This window comes from Mycobacterium sp. URHB0021 (assembly GCF_054057895.1).
In genome coordinates, this window is record NZ_JBSRZT010000002.1 from 6,935,175 (window position 1) to 6,951,259 (window position 16,085).

The 16,085-nt window shown below is 66.1% G+C and carries 11 protein-coding genes and 1 pseudogene; 5 read left to right on the top strand and 7 right to left on the bottom strand.

The annotated features are described in order from the left end of the window. Positions 1-90: 90 nt before the first annotated feature. The 3 genes and pseudogenes from ACVWWN_RS36200 to ACVWWN_RS36210 all read right to left on the bottom strand — a co-directional run bounded on the left by ACVWWN_RS36200 (position 91) and on the right by ACVWWN_RS36210 (position 4,303). Positions 91-1,750 (bottom strand): annotated as a pseudogene (locus tag ACVWWN_RS36200) (purine-cytosine permease family protein). Between the two features lie 97 nt (positions 1,751-1,847). After that, positions 1,848-2,846 carry a PQQ-dependent sugar dehydrogenase gene (locus ACVWWN_RS36205; protein WP_457149414.1) on the bottom strand — a complete coding sequence of 333 codons (999 nt, stop codon included), beginning with the start codon at positions 2,844-2,846 and terminating at the stop codon, positions 1,848-1,850. A 53-nt stretch (positions 2,847-2,899) separates the two neighbouring features. Beyond that, the gene (locus ACVWWN_RS36210; RefSeq protein ID WP_457148148.1) at positions 2,900-4,303 is read right to left on the bottom strand and encodes a WS/DGAT/MGAT family O-acyltransferase; all 1,404 of its coding nucleotides are present in this window, start codon (positions 4,301-4,303) and stop codon (positions 2,900-2,902) included. 395 nt (positions 4,304-4,698) lie between these two features. Here ACVWWN_RS36210 and ACVWWN_RS36215 point away from each other — a divergent pair, with 395 nt between their 5' ends. Next, on the top strand, positions 4,699-6,060 hold the full coding sequence (locus ACVWWN_RS36215; RefSeq protein WP_457148149.1) for a DUF7159 family protein: 1,362 nt from the start codon (positions 4,699-4,701) through the stop codon (positions 6,058-6,060). Here ACVWWN_RS36215 and ACVWWN_RS36220 read toward each other — a convergent pair. From ACVWWN_RS36220 to ACVWWN_RS36230, 3 genes are read right to left on the bottom strand one after another with little or no spacing between them, the layout of a single operon-like run. Further along, entirely contained in the window at positions 6,057-7,241 is a 1,185-nt protein-coding gene (locus ACVWWN_RS36220) for a glycosyl hydrolase family 8 (RefSeq protein ID WP_457148150.1), read from the bottom strand. The two genes, ACVWWN_RS36215 and ACVWWN_RS36220, sit on opposite strands and share 4 nt — an antisense overlap. After that, positions 7,238-10,375 carry a DUF4397 domain-containing protein gene (locus ACVWWN_RS36225; RefSeq protein ID WP_457148151.1) on the bottom strand — a complete coding sequence of 1,046 codons (3,138 nt, stop codon included), beginning with the start codon at positions 10,373-10,375 and terminating at the stop codon, positions 7,238-7,240. Before ACVWWN_RS36225 ends, ACVWWN_RS36220 begins: the two co-directional genes overlap by 4 nt. Then, positions 10,372-12,006 (bottom strand): glycosyltransferase, encoded by a 1,635-nt coding sequence (locus tag ACVWWN_RS36230; protein ID WP_457148152.1) that lies wholly within the window; start codon positions 12,004-12,006, stop codon positions 10,372-10,374. Before ACVWWN_RS36230 ends, ACVWWN_RS36225 begins: the two co-directional genes overlap by 4 nt. A gap of 688 nt (positions 12,007-12,694) precedes the next feature. Between ACVWWN_RS36230 and ACVWWN_RS36235 the strand changes: the two genes are divergently transcribed. Further along, positions 12,695-13,288 (top strand): ester cyclase, encoded by a 594-nt coding sequence (locus tag ACVWWN_RS36235; RefSeq protein WP_457148153.1) that lies wholly within the window; start codon positions 12,695-12,697, stop codon positions 13,286-13,288. A gap of 98 nt (positions 13,289-13,386) precedes the next feature. On the opposite strand, the gene ACVWWN_RS36240 is transcribed toward ACVWWN_RS36235, so the two are convergent. Next, positions 13,387-14,178 carry a bestrophin-like domain gene (locus ACVWWN_RS36240; RefSeq protein WP_457148154.1) on the bottom strand — a complete coding sequence of 264 codons (792 nt, stop codon included), beginning with the start codon at positions 14,176-14,178 and terminating at the stop codon, positions 13,387-13,389. 165 nt (positions 14,179-14,343) lie between these two features. Between ACVWWN_RS36240 and ACVWWN_RS36245 the strand changes: the two genes are divergently transcribed. The 3 genes from ACVWWN_RS36245 to ACVWWN_RS36255 all read left to right on the top strand — a co-directional run bounded on the left by ACVWWN_RS36245 (position 14,344) and on the right by ACVWWN_RS36255 (position 16,080). After that, positions 14,344-14,808: a hypothetical protein gene (locus ACVWWN_RS36245; protein WP_457148155.1), complete on the top strand. Its 465-nt coding sequence runs from the start codon at positions 14,344-14,346 to the stop codon at positions 14,806-14,808. A gap of 289 nt (positions 14,809-15,097) precedes the next feature. Beyond that, positions 15,098-15,676: a YdcF family protein gene (locus tag ACVWWN_RS36250; RefSeq protein WP_457148156.1), complete on the top strand. Its 579-nt coding sequence runs from the start codon at positions 15,098-15,100 to the stop codon at positions 15,674-15,676. A gap of 62 nt (positions 15,677-15,738) precedes the next feature. Then, a complete protein-coding gene (locus tag ACVWWN_RS36255; protein ID WP_457148157.1) occupies positions 15,739-16,080 on the top strand; it encodes a hypothetical protein in 342 nt (113 codons plus the stop codon). Positions 16,081-16,085 lie beyond the last annotated feature (5 nt).

Below are 16,085 nucleotides of genomic sequence, written 5' to 3' on the forward strand. Positions count from 1 at the left end.
CCGGCGTCCGCAGCCCGCAGACACGCTCGAACGCGACGGGGCGACCTGGTCGATGCTCTGCTGATCGGAGTGACGGTCTGGCTGCCTGGGCTAGGCCTGAGCCGACAGCACGTGGTCGGCGACCTTGTCGGCGCTCAGGCAGAGCGAGCAGACGTGGGCGTCGTGAGTTTCGCACTTCATCATGTCCGGCCGCTCGTAATCATGATGGCAGACATGGCATTTCAGGTGCTCACCGGACGGGTTGCCGTGCTCGTCGTACATTGGCAGGTCAATGCCGTCGTCGCTGCGGCGCAGATAATACTCGCCCTGGGTGGCGATGGCGAAGATCGGCGGCAGCACCAAGGCGAGGCCGATCGCGACCAGCGGCGAGTACGGCCGGATGGCCTCGCCGAGGCCACCGAAGAACGTGATGACGGACACACCCGCGGCGATCAGCATCGACCCGAAGCCGACGGGGTAACGAGTAGAGCATGCCACGGCGGAACTCCGGCTGCTTCGGCGACAGCTTCAGCAGGTATTTGTTGAACACGATGTCGGAGGCCACCACCACGATCCACGCCATACCGCAGTTGGCGTAGAAGCCGAGAATCGTGTTGAGGAAGTCGAACATGTTGGCTTCCATCAGGACCAGTGCGATCAGCAGGTTCACGCCGAGGAACACCAGGTGGCCCGGATAGGTCTTGGTGACCCGGGTGAACGAGTTGGTCCATGCCAGCGACCCGGAGTAGGCGTTGGTGACGTTGATCTTGATCTGGCTGATGACCACGAGGCAGACCGCCAGCGTCATGGCAAGCCAGCCGGGCAGGAAGTTCTGGTAGATCTCCAGGAACTGGTGCACCGGCTGGTTGGCGAGACCGGCGCTGTCCGCGACGTTGGCGATCAGGTAGACGGCGAGGAACAGTCCGACGATCTGCTTGATGGCGCCGAAGAGCACCCAGCCTGGGCCGGCGAGGAACATCCAGGTCCACCAACTGCGCTTGTTCTCGGGCGTTTTCGGTGGCATGAAACGCAAGTAGTCGTTCTGCTCGGCGATCTGGGCGATGAGCGACAGACAGACGCCGGCGGCCAGCAGGGTCGAGCCCATGTCGAAGCCCTTGACGCCGTTCTCGCCCTGGTAGGCAAAGAACTGACCGACCGACTCGGGGTGGCTGATGACGAGATAGCCGAACGGCGCGACCATCAGGATCAGCCACAGCGGCGTGGTCCAGACCTGGGGTGTGGAAAGCACTTTCATGCCGTAGATCACCAGCGGGAAGATGATCAGCGTGGACGCCCCGTAGCCGAGCCACAGCGGGATGCCGAGGCCGAGTTGCAGGCCCTGGGCCATGATCGAGCCTTCGAGCGCGAAGAAGATGAACGTGAACGTCGCGAAGATGACGTTGGTGACCACCGAGCCGTAATACCCGAAGCCGCTGCCGCGGGTGACGAGGTCGAGGTCGATGTTGTAGCGGGTGGAGTAGTAGGCCACCGGGAAGCCGGTCGCCATCACGACAACAGTGAAGATGAGGATGCCCCACAGCGCGTTCGTGGTGCCGTAGGAGATACCGATGTTGGCGCCGATGGCGAAGTCAGCCAGGTAGGCGATGCCGCCCAGGGCCGAGATGCCGACCACACGCGTCGACCACTTGCGGTAGCTGCGCGGGGCGAACCGCAGCGTGTAGTCCTCGAGAGTTTCCTTGGTGGCGGTCATGGTGTCGAGGTCTGCCACGGCAGCCTCGTTCACCGGCTCGTTGCTGAGCTCTTGGGTCATTCGGCAAAGCTAGGCGGGCTGTGTTTCAAAACCTACGGTCGTGTTCCGTGCCGGAATGCCGGTGTTGTCAGTTTGTTTCGACCGACGCCGGTGCCGGTTACAGCCGAAACTGAAGAATGCGGTCGTCTCCGTCGCGCGGACTCCCCCGGCCGTCGCGGTTGCTGGTGGTGAACCACAGCGTGCCGTCCGGTGCGGCGACTACCGTGCGCAGACGCCCGTAATGCCCGACGAACAGCGGCGCCGGATCACCGAGCGAGCCGTCGGCCCCGACCGGTATCTGAAACAGCCGCTGCCCGCGCAGGGCCGCCACCCATAGCGCCCCGCCGAAGTAGGCCAGCCCCGAGGGCGACGCTTCGTCGGTCGACCACTGGATCACCGGGTCGATCAGTCCCGGCGTGCCGGCGCGCCCCTCCGCCATCGGCCACCCGTAGTTGCCGCCTCGCTGGATCAAGTTGAGCTCGTCGAACCGGTTCGCACCGTACTCGGTGGCCCATAGTCGGCCCGCCGAGTCCCACGCCAGTCCCTGGATGTTGCGGTGGCCGAACGACCAGACCGGTGACGCGGGGTCTGGGTTGTCCGACGGAATGGACCCGTCAGGGTTGACGCGAAGAATCTTGCCGCCCAACGACGAGCGGTCCTGCGCCAGCGCAGGCGTGCCGCTTTCACCCGTCGCGACGTAGAGCTTGCCATCCGGGCCGAACGCAATGCGTCCACCGTCGTGCACGGAAGCGGCCGGGATACCGGTGAGAATCGGCGACTGCTCGCCCAGCGTTCCTCCGTCGAAGCGCATCCGCACCACGCGATTGTCCTGCCCTGTCGTCACGTAGGCGAACACGGTCGGCCCCGCGGCGGCCAGACCGAGCAGGCCGCTTTCCCCGCTCGCGGCGACGCCGGCGATGCTGCCGGCCGGGTTGATGACGCCGGGCGCCGTCATGTGTTTGATGGCGCCGCTGTTGCGTTCGGCGATCAAAGCACTGCCGTCGGGAAGAAACGCGATGCCCCACGGCACATCGAGGCCGGCGGCAACGTCGACGGGTCCGCCGACGTTCGGCTCACCTCGCGATTCAACGCCATCTGCGCACGCGACAACCAACATCACGGCCGAAGCAAGCGCCGATATTCCGCGAATGAGCACTGTCCGCCACCGCCTCATATGCGTGCCGGACCTGCATAGTCGAGCAACTCCTGAAGCGCAACATCGAAGTCGTCGACCAGTCGCCAAAGGTCGGGCAGCAGATCCGGGCAGGAGATGACTCCGACGTTCAGCTTGCCGTTCAGCGACATCGCCGTGACGTTCAGTCCGCAGCCGTGGAACAGCGGGCCGAGCGGATACATCGCCTCGACCTCGCAGCCCAGAAAGTACAGCTGAGCCCGCGGGCCCGGCACGTTCGAGATGATGAGGTTGTGGACCGGGTTTCCGATGAGCGGCGAGTCGGCGACGATCCGGAAAATGGCGCCGAACACCGCCCTGGCGGCGAGTTGCGCCCAGTCCTGCAACAGCGTGGCGCTGATGGCAGAGCTGTGATTCTTCGCGAGGGCGTCGGCCCGGGCGATCGCCCGCAACCGTTCGGCGGGGTCGACGATGTGAGTCTCGAGGCTGCAGAACATTCCCGACAGCTGGTTGTGGCCTGGTCGATCGGATTTGTCGTGCACCGACACCGGCACCATCGCGACCAGCGACTTGGCCGGCAGCTCGTCATGGTCGCTCAAGAACCACCGCAACACCGCCGCGCACAGGGCCATCACCACATCGTTGACCGTCACATTGAAGCGGTCCTTCACCTTCTTGATGTCGTCCAGGTCCAGCTGGGCCAGCGCGACGTTTCGGCCGGCGGTCACCGATGCGTTGAACCGCGTCGGCGGGCCGGCGAACGGTGCGGCCATGCTCAGACCGGTGCGTGCGCGGCGAAGCGTCTTCACGATCGTTGCGACAGTCGTCGGCATCACATTGGCCAGCTGCCACGGACGGGACACAAACCTCAGCAGGCCACCCGCCGCAATCTGAAGCTGGCCTGCGCTACCTGGGCCGTCCACCGGCTCCGGCGGCGGCACGTCGGGTTCGACGCTGCACAGCTGCGACAGCAGGTTGGCGCCGGTCACTCCGTCCACGGCGGCGTGATGAACCTTCGTCATCACCGCCAACAGGCCGCCATCCGCGTGCGGGTCGGTGTCGGCAACGCCCTCGATAACCCACATCTCCCACAGCGGCCTGCCGCGATCCAATGGCATGGAGGCGATGTGTCCGCAGATTTCCGCGAGTTCCCTGCGCCCTCCCGGCGCCGGCAGAGCGATGCGGTACAGATGACGATCGAGGTCGAACGCATCGTCGTCGACCCACACCGGATAGTCCAGATTGAGCAGATTGTCGGCCAACATAGCCCGGAAGCCGGGAAGGGCCGTGATCCTCGACGCCAGCTTGTCGCGAAACCGGTCAAAGGTGTAGCCACCGGGCACCGTTGAGGTGTCCAGCTCGAGGATCGAGCACACATGCAGGGGCTGGGTGAGACTTTCGATGTACAGGAAACTCGCGTCGAGCCCGCTGAGCCGCTCCATGTGCTGATGCTAGGCGCAATGACCTCGCGGTCAGACCGCATTGAACCCTATTGAGCCGAACTGCAACAGGTCTCCGAAGAGTTCCTTCGCACCCACCGTGCCCACGGCAGGAGCTCATCCTCTGCCTCGAAAAGGCTGCCGCGCAATCGAATTCATTGGATGTACGACGACGGCACCCGCCGCGGGCAAAGTCCGGCAGCAGCTAAAAAATCTCGCCACGCACCCGCAAGCACCGGACTGAGCGAGTAGACTTCTCTGTGCAGGGCAAGCGCGAGCCCACGTCGACATGAACACCCTGGTGGTCGGCGGCTACGGGCGACGGACGTTTACGGCTTGCGTGGGACCGCGCCTCCCCGCCAATAGCCCAATATGCCAGCAAACGCGTTGGAGGAGCGGTGGAGATCGTTTTTGGTGTGGCGATGACACCGACGACGGTCAGCATCGCACTCGTCGAGGGCGAAAAGGCCGACGGTGTCATCGTCGAGCGGGACGTCTTCGAGATCGGCACCAACGACGGTTCGGCAACCTCGAACGCGGCCGATCACGTCATCGCCGCGATCCTCGGCACCCAGGAGGGCGCGATCGCCGCCGGCCACCGGCTGGTGTCGACCGGAGTGACATGGACTGACCACGCTCAAGCGGCCGTGTTGCGGGAGGCTTTGGTCGCCCGCGGCGTCGACGATGTACTGCTGGTTTCGGAGTTGCATGCCGCCGCGGCCCTCGCCCAGGCGGTCGGGCGGGCGGTGGGCTACGAAAAGACCGCACTGATGTTCGTCGAGCGCGACACCGCGACGCTGGCGGTCGTCGAAACCGCCGATGGCTCAGTGGTGAAGGTGCTGCGCCACGGTCTGCACAGCGCGGACCCGCTCGCCGTGCTGGCCGAGATGGTCGCCGGCCTGCAGGCCGAGAACTCCATGCCCGAGGGCATGTTCGTCGTCGGCTCCGAGGTCGACGTCACCGCGGTCAAGGCACATTTGCAGGACCTCGTGGCGGTACCCGTCATCGCTCCTGAAGAACCCGAGTTGGCGTTGGCCCGCGGCGCTGCGCTGGCGTCGGCGAATGCGCCGCGCTTTGATGCCTCCACCGTCGGCCTGGCCTACTCACAAGTTCACGACGGCACCACGGACTACCCGCTGGTCATGGCCAATGACGCCACGATTTTCCTCGAGGCCAACGCATTCCTGGATACCGACGACATCGCTTCTGAGTCCGACGATGCGACGGAACGCAGCAAGCCGTTCCTGTTGATGGGCAGCTCGCTGACCGCAATCTTCGCAGCGGGAATGGCGGCACTGGCCATCGCAATGGCGATCAGTATCCAGCCGACCGCCGATGAAACCCCGGACGCCATGCCCGCGCCTCCCGCCGCTGCCGCGCCGCCTGGCCCGTTGCCGCCTGCGCCGCACCAGATCCCTGGCCCCGCCGTGGTGGCACCACGACTCGCGGCGGCCAATGCCACCGCACGCCTGAAGGTTCTGCCCGCGACCCCGCCGCCCCGAGTGGTGGTCCGCAACGCAGCGCCCGCGCCGGCGGCGCCACCGCCCGCGCCCGGTCCACCGCCGCCCGCTGTGGCCCCGCCGTGGCCTCCGCCGCCGTTCATCCAGTGGTTTCCCCCGATTCTTCAGCCGCCACCGTTCTTCAACCCGGGCCCGAAGGGGCCCTGGGGTCGCGGCGGCGGCGGTGGTGGCGGCCACGGCGGTGGCGGACATGGCGGTGGTGGCGGTCACGGCGGGGGGCACGGCCACGGCGGCGACTAGGTCCCCGAGTTGCGGAGACCGTCATCCGGGCATTCGCCGAGCAGCGACGTGGTCAGCATGATGCGGCCGAGCGCCACCCAGGCGGCGCCATAATAGGTCGGAGACCGCTGCTCCAGTCGCGCCGCCGCGTCGAGGCGCTCGATTGCGCCGTCGGGATTGCCGGCGCCCTGTTCGGCGGCGGCCGCGGCCACCAGGCCGACGGGATGCTGCCAATTGCTCGCAGCGGAGCCATTCAGATTGCGCACCGCGGGAACCTCACCCGGCGCGGTGAGCAGGGGCTGCATCGCGCCCGCGAGGGCTCGGTCCTCCCGATCGCAGGATTCGGCGAACCGGACTGGTAGGCGCGCGGCGTCGAGACCGAAGCGTACGGGTCCCCCGGTGACAGGTCCGGTGGGCACGGCATGGCCGACTTCGCTGACGGTGGCCCAGTCGGGTGGCAGCATTCCGGTCCCGACGAGCTGCCAGCCGAGCACCCGCTGCGTGCGGGTGATGTCGGTCCACCGCCGGTCGGCCGACGCCTCGAAGAGTTGCGCTTCGGCGCGCGGACTGAAGTATCCCGGGTTGACGACGTACGGCGGCGTCATAGCCCAGTTTCCGCCGACGAGCGTGCGGCCCGATCCGGCCACCCAGGTACCCGGTGGATTCACATCGCTCGGAGGGACGGACCCAGTGCCGACAGCCACGGTCTCGGTTTGCAAGATCGCGACACCCAGCCGTCGGCCGTCCTTGGTGAGCTCTGGCGCGTTGAAACGTCGACCGGCCAAGACCAACGACCGCGCCGCATCGAGATCGGCATCCGCGGCGCTGTTGACACCGGCGACCTTGTCATCGGCCCACCGCCAGGCGAGCAGGCCGTCGGCGCGGCGCAGGTGGGTCTTCGTCCACTTCCATATCGACCGGAACCGAGTCTCGTCACCGACCGCCGCAGCGATGAGCATGCCGTAAGCCTGTCCCTCGCTGACGACGTCACCGCCCTCGTCACGTCGCACGACCCGACCGTCGTTTTCGACGTACTCATCCAGGAACTTCTGGCCGGCGATAAGGGCCGTGTCCTGCCGCATGCCTTCGATGTCGGCCGCATCCAGCCGCGGATCAATGCCGTTCGCGATCCACCAGCCGACCCCGACCATGAACACCAGCACGACCACAATTGCCGACCCGGTCCTCACTCGCCTCGTCATCGGCGCCGCCACGGAACCGAAGATCTGACGGCGACCGCAGGCAGTCGCGCAGTGTTCTGTGGGTCGAGAGGCAGTCGCCCCGTGACGTCTCGATCGAGACCCAGTCGCGCCGTGACGTCTGGATCGAGACCCAGTCGCGCCGTGACGTCAACATCGAGAGCCAGCCGCGCAGTGTCGTCGACACCGACAGCCAGCCGCGCAGTGTCGTCGACCGGTCGTGCGAGGCGAACCACGCCACCTCCCCGCCCGCGTCCCCGCATCGCTTGGCGCTGGGCGGGATTGTTCTGTTGTCTCGGGTGTTGTTGTCTCGGCCGTGCCGGAACCGAAGACCTGACGACCCCCCTGTGCGCCCGCGCAGTGTCAACTGCCGGTCGTGCGGGACGAACCACCGCACGGCCGTGCCCACGCGCCCCCACACTTCCTTGCCGCGACGCATCGTTGCGCTGTTCCCGCCGCGTCGGTCGAGCCCTGGCCATCACAACCGCGGCGCCGATGATAATGGCGGCGCACAGCACGACCGCGATCTGCCTTCCGTCCGAGCGTTCAATCGCAGGCGATTTCGCGGTGTTCTTCTGTGCCGCACTTGCGCTCGCGGGCATCGTCAACGTCGGGGGATTCAGCGTCGCGGGGGCGTCCGGGGCATCCAGCAGCGTCCGCAGCACGGGACCGTCGGGCCCATCGGTGAGCAGGAGGCTCATTGGCTCGCCACCGTGGAATTCAACGGGTTGGCGCCGTTCCCGGCCGTTCGCACTCACCACCGCTTCGTACTGGCCGGCGGGCACCGCGGCGTATCCGGTGATCAGCCCGTATCCAGCTTGGTTCGCCAGCACCATCGGCTCGACTGCGCCGGGCGCTACCAGCGCCAGGTACACCGATCCCGCGGCAGCCGCGGCGTGCAGCATCCGCACGGCGGCGTCGGGCGTGGGGCCGGCGGGCGGGTCGTCCGGTGCGAGTTGCATTGCAAACTGGCCGGATTCGGCCCCAGAGAACAGTGCCAGCGTATAGCTCAACCCCGGGTCGAGCTTGAGCAGCTGACGTATGACGGGGTCATTTCCGCCGGGACGGTTGGTCACCACCGCGTACGTCCCTGCGGGTAAAGATCGATAGCTCGACGGATTCGCGTCGTCACTCGTCTCGAGCGCGCCTGCCGCGGTGCCGTCGATGCGCACAAAGTTGAGTTGCATGGCCGGTCGGCTGCGGCGCAGATCCGCCACCCGCAGCGCGGCCGGACTCCCCTGCAGCGGTGCCGGACCTGCGCCCAGACCGATATCGTTGGTGCGTAACGGAAAGCGAACTCTCAGTCCGGTGGCGGTCAGGTCGACGGACTGCACTGCGAACGGGCCGACTTGCCGTTCCAAGAAGTTCGCCACCCCTTGTAGCCGTGGGCGGGGGGCCATCAGCGTGATATCGCGTCGGGGCGTTCCGGTGTCGTCCTCTCCTTCGATGGTCGAAATATCTTTGACCTGAACGGGTTGCGTCGCCGCGATCACCGCGAGCGTCGCAAGCACACGCTGATCCACCGTCCGAGACTGCAGGACCGCGAGCACATCAGGATCGGTGGCGCCGGCAAGGCGGGCCGCGAGTTGTCCACCGAACATCGGCGCAGCGGGCGACGGGGGTTTGGAGTTCGGTGCACCATCGTCGACACGGAGCACCTCCACTCGCGTCCCCCCCGAACCGAAGACCGCCGCTGGTTGTGAGTGTGCTATCGCGTCAGTGAGTACACCCTTCGGTGGCATGTTGGCACGCAAGGATGCCGTCGACACAACCCACTCGTAGTCGGTCCAGCCGTGCGGTGCCCAGCCCTGCACCTGCTCGTCGGTGTCCACCTTGTAGGCCCACACGACATTGCGCCGGTCGCGGCCGTCCCGAACCAGGTCTAGCCAAAACGCATCGTCGACGATCAGCCGGTCGGTCTTGGGCACGTTCTGCGCGAGCCACTGCTGTGTCTGCCGCATCGACGCATCATCGTCGGACTTCATCAAGTCGTCATAGGTCGGCAGCCAGAGCGACACGGTGATGGACGCGACCAGCGCCCCGGCAGCCATCACCGGAACACGTAAGCGCCGCAGGCCAATTGGTCGCAGGGTAGCGTTGCGGAACAGATGGCGCAGCGCCACCTCGCCGGTGCCCGCGGCCAGAAGCGCCGTCAACGGCAGCGCGGACAGGACGAACGGCACCGGCAGATACCCGGGACGGAGAATCGTCGCGATGAGCATCACCAACCCGATCGCGAACGGCCTCAGCCGCTTCACGAAGAGTGCGGCCAGGGCGATCGGGACGGCCAGAAACGGCAGGGCCGGATCGAGTTTCAGCCATTCGCCAACGGTATGACGTTTGAGCGAATAGGGATCGTCGAGCGTCCCGCCGGCCGTGCGCTGCCACAGCTGGAACCTGATTCCGTCCCACAGACTGACGTGCCCGGGCCCGGGGACCAACTCGCCCCGAAGAACGGCCATCAAGACGTACACACTGACCACCACGCCGAACACGGCGACGAACACGGCGAGTGCGTAGCGGCGGGTCACCGGCGCGGTCCTGGTCCAGACCAGCCAGGCGAACATCGGCAGGAGCAGTAGCATGGTTTCTTTGGTCAGCACCGCCATGCCGAAACACGTTGCCGCCCCGAACATTGCCGACAGCCGATGCCGGGGTGAGCACAGCAACACGAGGGCGCCCAGCACCCACGCGGTGGCGAGATTGTCCAGGTATACCGTGCGGCTCAGCGAGATTGCCAACGGAGACAGCGCGAAGACGGCGACCGCGGCCGCGGCGGCCCACCGCGACATCTCGATTCGGCGCGCCAACGCCCACAGCAGGGCGGCGGTGATCACTGCGACGGCGACCATCAGGTATCTCCCTGCAGCGACCGCGTTGCCCCCGAAGTCGGGACCAGCAATCACCGTCCACAGCGCCAACTGCAGCCAACCGGCCGGCGGATGGTCGTACCAGTAGGTGTAGTGAGCGAGTTCTCCCCATTCGGCCACGGCGTAGGCCTGGGCCATATAGGTGCCTTCGTCGTCGAGCCGGGCCGGCGACCCCGTCAGGTTGATCAACCGCATTGTCGCGGTGACTATCAAGAGGATTCCGAGTACCGGGATCGAGGGATTCAGACGGGGTAACCGATGGTTCATGCCGCCACCGGCCGCTTCGGCGTGTTGGTGCGGTGAGCGTTGTTGTGAGTGGTCTTCTCCCAGCCTCCCTGCCCGCGGCTCTGACGCCACACCGACCGCACGGCGGCGGCCGCTAGCAGCAGTTGGTATGGCACGGTGCCCAGCAATAGTCGCGCGTGATCACGGAAACGTATTCGGATTCCGAACTCGCGTCCGAACTCACCGAGTGCGGCAGACTCGACCGCCATGGTGACGAGCGTCGGCGCCAGCGGCAGAAATGTCACCAACGCCGTCGGCATCGGAACTTTCAGCAGGAACATCGATGCCAGCGACAGCGGCATCAACGCTCCGGTTGCCGCCTGCAACAGGGGCATCACCAAGGTGTAGCGGGCCAGCCAGCGCTGTCTGAGGCTGGGCAGCTTGCGCCACTCCCCCTTGCGAAGGACCTGCAGAAACCCTTGATCCCAGCGGGTTCGCTGCTTCAGGAAGGCACGGATTGAACCGGGGGTCTCTTCGCGTGTTACCGCTTTCGGGTCATAGGCCACGGCCACGACTGCGCCCCGGGTGGACAACCGCACGCCGATCTCGCAGTCCTCGGCCAGACAGTCGGGATCCCAGCCGCCCGCTTCCCGCAGCAGCACGGTCCGGGTGAACACGGTGTTGCCGCCGAGCGGAATGAACCGTTTCTCCGCGTGGAAATGCAGGCGGGAGCGGAACCAGAAGTAGTACTCGAGGCAATTGCGCAGCGACCACCAATTGGTGTGGACGTTCATCAACTGCACGCCCGCCTGCACGACATCGGCGCCGGATTCCTCGAAACGCGCCTCGACCAGACGCAGCAGGCCGGGATGCACCTCGTCCTCGGCATCGAAGACACCCACGATGTCGCCGCGGCATCTACGCAGCGCGGTGTTGAGCGCCCTCGGCTTGTTCTTGGGCAGGTGGTAGTCGATGACCACTCTCACGATGTACGGATAGCGTGCCGCCGCCTCACGCGCGACGGATTCGGTCTCCGAGTCGTCGTGACCGATGATCACGATCACCTCGTACTTGGGGTGGTCGAGCCGAGCCAGCGCGTCGATCGTGTCCCCGAGGACATCCTGTTCGTGGCGAGCCGGCAACAGCAACGAGAAGGACCGAGGCGCACCAGCTGCTCGACGCCGAAAACCGGTCGCGGCCAACGCGTCTGGACTGCGCCACGCGTGCAGCATCCACCACAGGGTCGTACCTGCGACCGTGAACATCCCCAGCGACAAGGCCAGCAGCACGCCGTTGAGGAATAACTGCGACCACGACAACGGACCACTTTGGCTCTGCTTGGGCGGCATCGGCTTTGCCTGAGACTGAGTGTCGCCGGAAGACGCTTGCACTCCTTGGGCCGGTGGCAATGCGCCGCCGGACGAGCCTTCGGGATGCAGACCCGGGGGAACAGAACCGCGGTCAGGCGCCGGTTGATCCGTCGCGGCCGGCGGCCCGTCACCGGTTGCCGAGGGCACCGGCGGTTGCGGCGCGGGTTGGTCCTCTCCCCCGAAGGGCCGCCCGCTGAAGACCACCAACGCGACGAAGAGGAGAACGGCGCAGAACGCCACGGCACTCCGCTTGAGGCGCAGTCCCCAGCGATTTGCCTCGCCGACGGTCACCGCTTCGAGCAATACAGCATCGTGTGCCGGTGCCGGCCGCCACAGCGGCACCGGAGGCCTGATAGGCCCCGTTCGAAGTCGCGCCGCAGCTTCAACCGGTCGTGGGCGGCGACCCATGTCACCGCGGCCGGGCCTACGCGCCCGCACCGCTTCGTGCCGTGGAGCATCGTTCTGCCGCCCAGGCCGTTGTGGCGGAGCCGACGGCCTGGACGGCACCGTCTCCGGATCTATTCGCGCAGTGTGGTCAAGACCGGGATCTTGTCCGGCAGCGTTGTCCACATCGAGATCTAGCCGCGCGGGCTTGTCAACCGGTCGTTCGCGGCAGAGCACCTTGAAGTGCGCACGCCCAGATTCGCGCAGCGGAGCGGCGTCCTTCTGTCCCGGCACCCGCGGCGGAGCCGTCGGCTTGACGGGCACCGTCTCCAGATCGAGTCGAACGGTGTTATCGACTGCCCCTGCTCGGCGAGCCACCTCGCGCCAGTGCGCCCGCACCGCTTCGTACGGTGCAGCATTGTCCTGAGGTCTCGGCCGCCGCAGCGGAACCGAGGGCTCGTCGGCCACCGTGTCCGATCTACTCGCGCAGTTGTCACCCTGTCATGCGCAGTGAACCACTTCGCGGCCGCGCCGATGCGTCCGCACCGATTCGCTGCACGTCGACATCTTATGGTCAGCGGCCGCGCAATTGCCAGCTTTGAGGGGGTTGTCCGTCGCCTACCTCCCCACCCGCCGTCATGCGCCTTCCCAACCCCTGGGGCAACGTGAGCAGCCCGTCGATCCCGTCAGCATCCAGTTGCATTCGCAACTCGATTCGACCTGGCGGGTGACGGAGTGTCCGCTCGATCCAGCAGTCGAAAGGCCTGCGGGCGTTGCTCACGGGTGGGATCGTGCAAACATGCGATCAACGGCGATTGTCGAGGCGTTCTGGGACAACGTCTGGAACGCTCACGATCCCGATGCCGTCGGCCGGTTCGTCGCCGATGACATCGTCATAGAGGCGGGCGGCCAGGAAATCTCTGGCACAGGCAACATCGAGAACTGGATCAGAGAGTTCCTCGACCACGTCAACGACCTGCGCGTCGACACTATCGAGACATTCCAGAACGGCGACGGCACCCGGGTCACGTCCCGATGGGTGCTGACAGGATCCAACAACGGCATCCTCGGCACCGAAGCCGACGGCAAACCGATCGCGATGACCGGCACCGCCGTCTGGACTGTCGCCGATGGAAAGCTGCAGCGCGGCTGGGTCGAGCAGGCATCGTTCGAGCTTTATCACTGGCTGCTGGCGAAGTAGCCGGTCATGCAGGCACACCCCACCGGGCAACTCGAACGCGCACACCCCCGGGCGTCAACGTGCAGTGGGATCTGAGTGGGAGAATCGGGTTCGGGTGATCACGTTCCGCGGTCGATCGAGTCGAAAACGCTCAGTGATTGCTCGAACGGTTCGGACGTGACGCCCAACTCGTTGCCGAACGGATGGTCGAGCCAGAAGACGATGAACAGCAGCAAGCCGAGGAGGATAGCCACCGCGCTCAGTAGGAGTAGATGCGCACGTGTACTTCCCAAGCGCATGAACCCGCCGAGTCCCAGCAGGATGACACCGCCGAATAGCAGGCCCGTCCACAGCAATCCGGGTATCCGCGGTTTGGCGTCCAGGATTCGCTGATTCCGCTCCGACGCCAAAGTGGTCAGCTGGTCGAGGAACTTCTGACTTATCGGGCTCGATTGGACGCTGGACTGCTTACTGCCGAGAACCCTGTACATCTCGTTGAGCGCGTCGCGTGCACTTTCGGTTCCGGTGCCGGAGCGGATGGCGTTCGCCCACTCGGGTCCCTCGACAGCCCCTGTGTATTTTCGGAGGAGCACCCGCATCTGGGTCTGCTCCGGGACCGGCATGCCGACGGTCTGGCGGTACATGGTGATGAGAGTGGACGCCTCGTTGGAGACGTTGGTCTCCGCGGAGGAAAACTGTTCCCACGCCACCACAATGGTGAATCCGAGCAGAGCGCCGTAGACGAGGCCGACACAGGTCAAGAACGGCGACAGGGCCCCGTTGTGCCCATCACTCACCGGCTTTGGCAGGGTGCGATCCGCCAGCCATAAACTGCCGGCCGCCACCAGTACCGCCGCAACAAGGGCCAATGCCAGAAGGAGCCAGAGGCCCGCTATCCCGAAGTCGCCCACGGCCTACCTCCGCATGAATCGCGCCGACCTGTCCGGGCGGCGTCCGACCTGTGCCAGTCCCCTCAGTACACGCTCGTAGTCGCTCTGATGTGGGCAACTAGACCGTCCAACCGAATTCGGTAGATGTGGTCGTCGGTCGATGGGGCCGGTGGTAGGGAAGACGTGGTGGATCTGTCGAGTTGGAGCGTGGGCCTTTCGCTCATCGTGCTGACCATCGCGATCCACACGACCGCGGTGGTGTTGATGGCGTTCGGCCTGGAAACGAGGATTCGGGCGCGGGTCGTCACGTGCCAATCCGATCGACTGCGGGCGATTCAGGCCATGATCGGCCACATCGGAGCCGTCGCGCTGATACTGGCCGCGCTGCACGGGCTGGAAGCCATCTTGTGGGCGTCGGCGTACTGGTGGCTCGGCGCGCTCGATTCGTTCACGGAGGCGTCCGTCTATGCCCTGGCCACCATGACGACGTTCGAGATACCGGGATTGACGTTGCCGCCCCGGTGGCACATGCTCAGCGCACTGCAGGCGGTGAACGGAGTGCTGCTCTTCGGCATCAGCACGGCGTTCCTGTTCGCGGTGATACAAGTCCACTGGCAGTCCTTCTCCCACCGGCACCGGATAGTGCCATGACGTCGATGGTGCGACCGGCGCGGCGGCGGTAGTGCCGCAGCATCGGCTGGCCGCCCCGAGGTCGCCGGACTGCGCAGGCTCACCGCAGACAGCGGAACCCTTCTGGTCATCGACGAGACCCGCACCCTGGCGGCCGAGCCGAGAGGTCCCACCGCGCGGTGGGTCTGCCGCCCGACGTCGCAGTGGTCGGCAAGGCGATCTCGGGGGCTCAGGTAACACGTGACCGTGTTGACACGATGACACCGGCAGCAACATATATCCCATCCGTCTCACTTGTCATGGAGGGCGCATGCGACGCCGATGGAGAACCACTGCCGCAGCACTGGCCATCGGCGTCGCCGCAGCCGTGGGCCTGTTATCTCCTCCGGTATCTCAGGCCCAGCCCGCCATCGCCGCGAAGGATTTCTCGAAACCGGCGATCGTCGTCCTCGGGTACGGGCTCAACCCCGACGGGACGATGCGCACGATTTTGCGCCGGCGGGTGATGACGGGTCTCATCGTCGCCCAGTTCTTCCCGCAGTCGCCGATCATCGTGACCGGCGGCAACCCACAGAACGGGAAGACCGAAGCCGGGCAGATGCGCAATATGTTGCAACTGCTCGGCTTCCCCGGCAACCGGATCATCGTCGAGGACCGGGCCAACAGCACCGTGCAGAACGCTCAGTTCTCGGTTCCGCTGGCGAAGCAGGCCGGCACCTCGGGCATCGTCCTGGTGACCTCGACGACGCATCAAGACCGCGCCGACGGCAACTTCGCCGATGCCGGCGGCAATGTGCTGGCGACCGTGAGCTACCCGGATGGGAATCCGACGGTCAACGTCGTCCAGTTCGCCCGGGACGCCATCAGCCCGTTCGTCAATGTGGGCTAGTGGACCCCCGGCAATCCGCCCTGATCGGTCCGCGCCCACGCCTTCGGGAGGATGCTGGAATCATGTGGCTCGAGCCGAGACGCTTGGGGTGGTCGATGGCGGCGGTGGCCGTCGCGTCAGTGGCGCTTTCGCCCGTCGTTGCCGCGGACCCGTTCGGACCGCCACACAGCGGCGGAGGCGCGCAGGCCGTCATCGACGACCTCGAGGCGCAGGGCTACAACGTCCAGATCAACTGGACCAACGGATTCGACACCAAGCCGCTGGATCAATGCTGGGTCACCTCGATCAACAACCCCGGCGATCAACCGCCCAGCCCCGACACCTTCGTGACCGTCTATGTCGACGTCGCGTGCCCGAACCACGACGACGGCGGGTTCACGGGCGGCGTGGGCATCGGCTTCTGACGCCA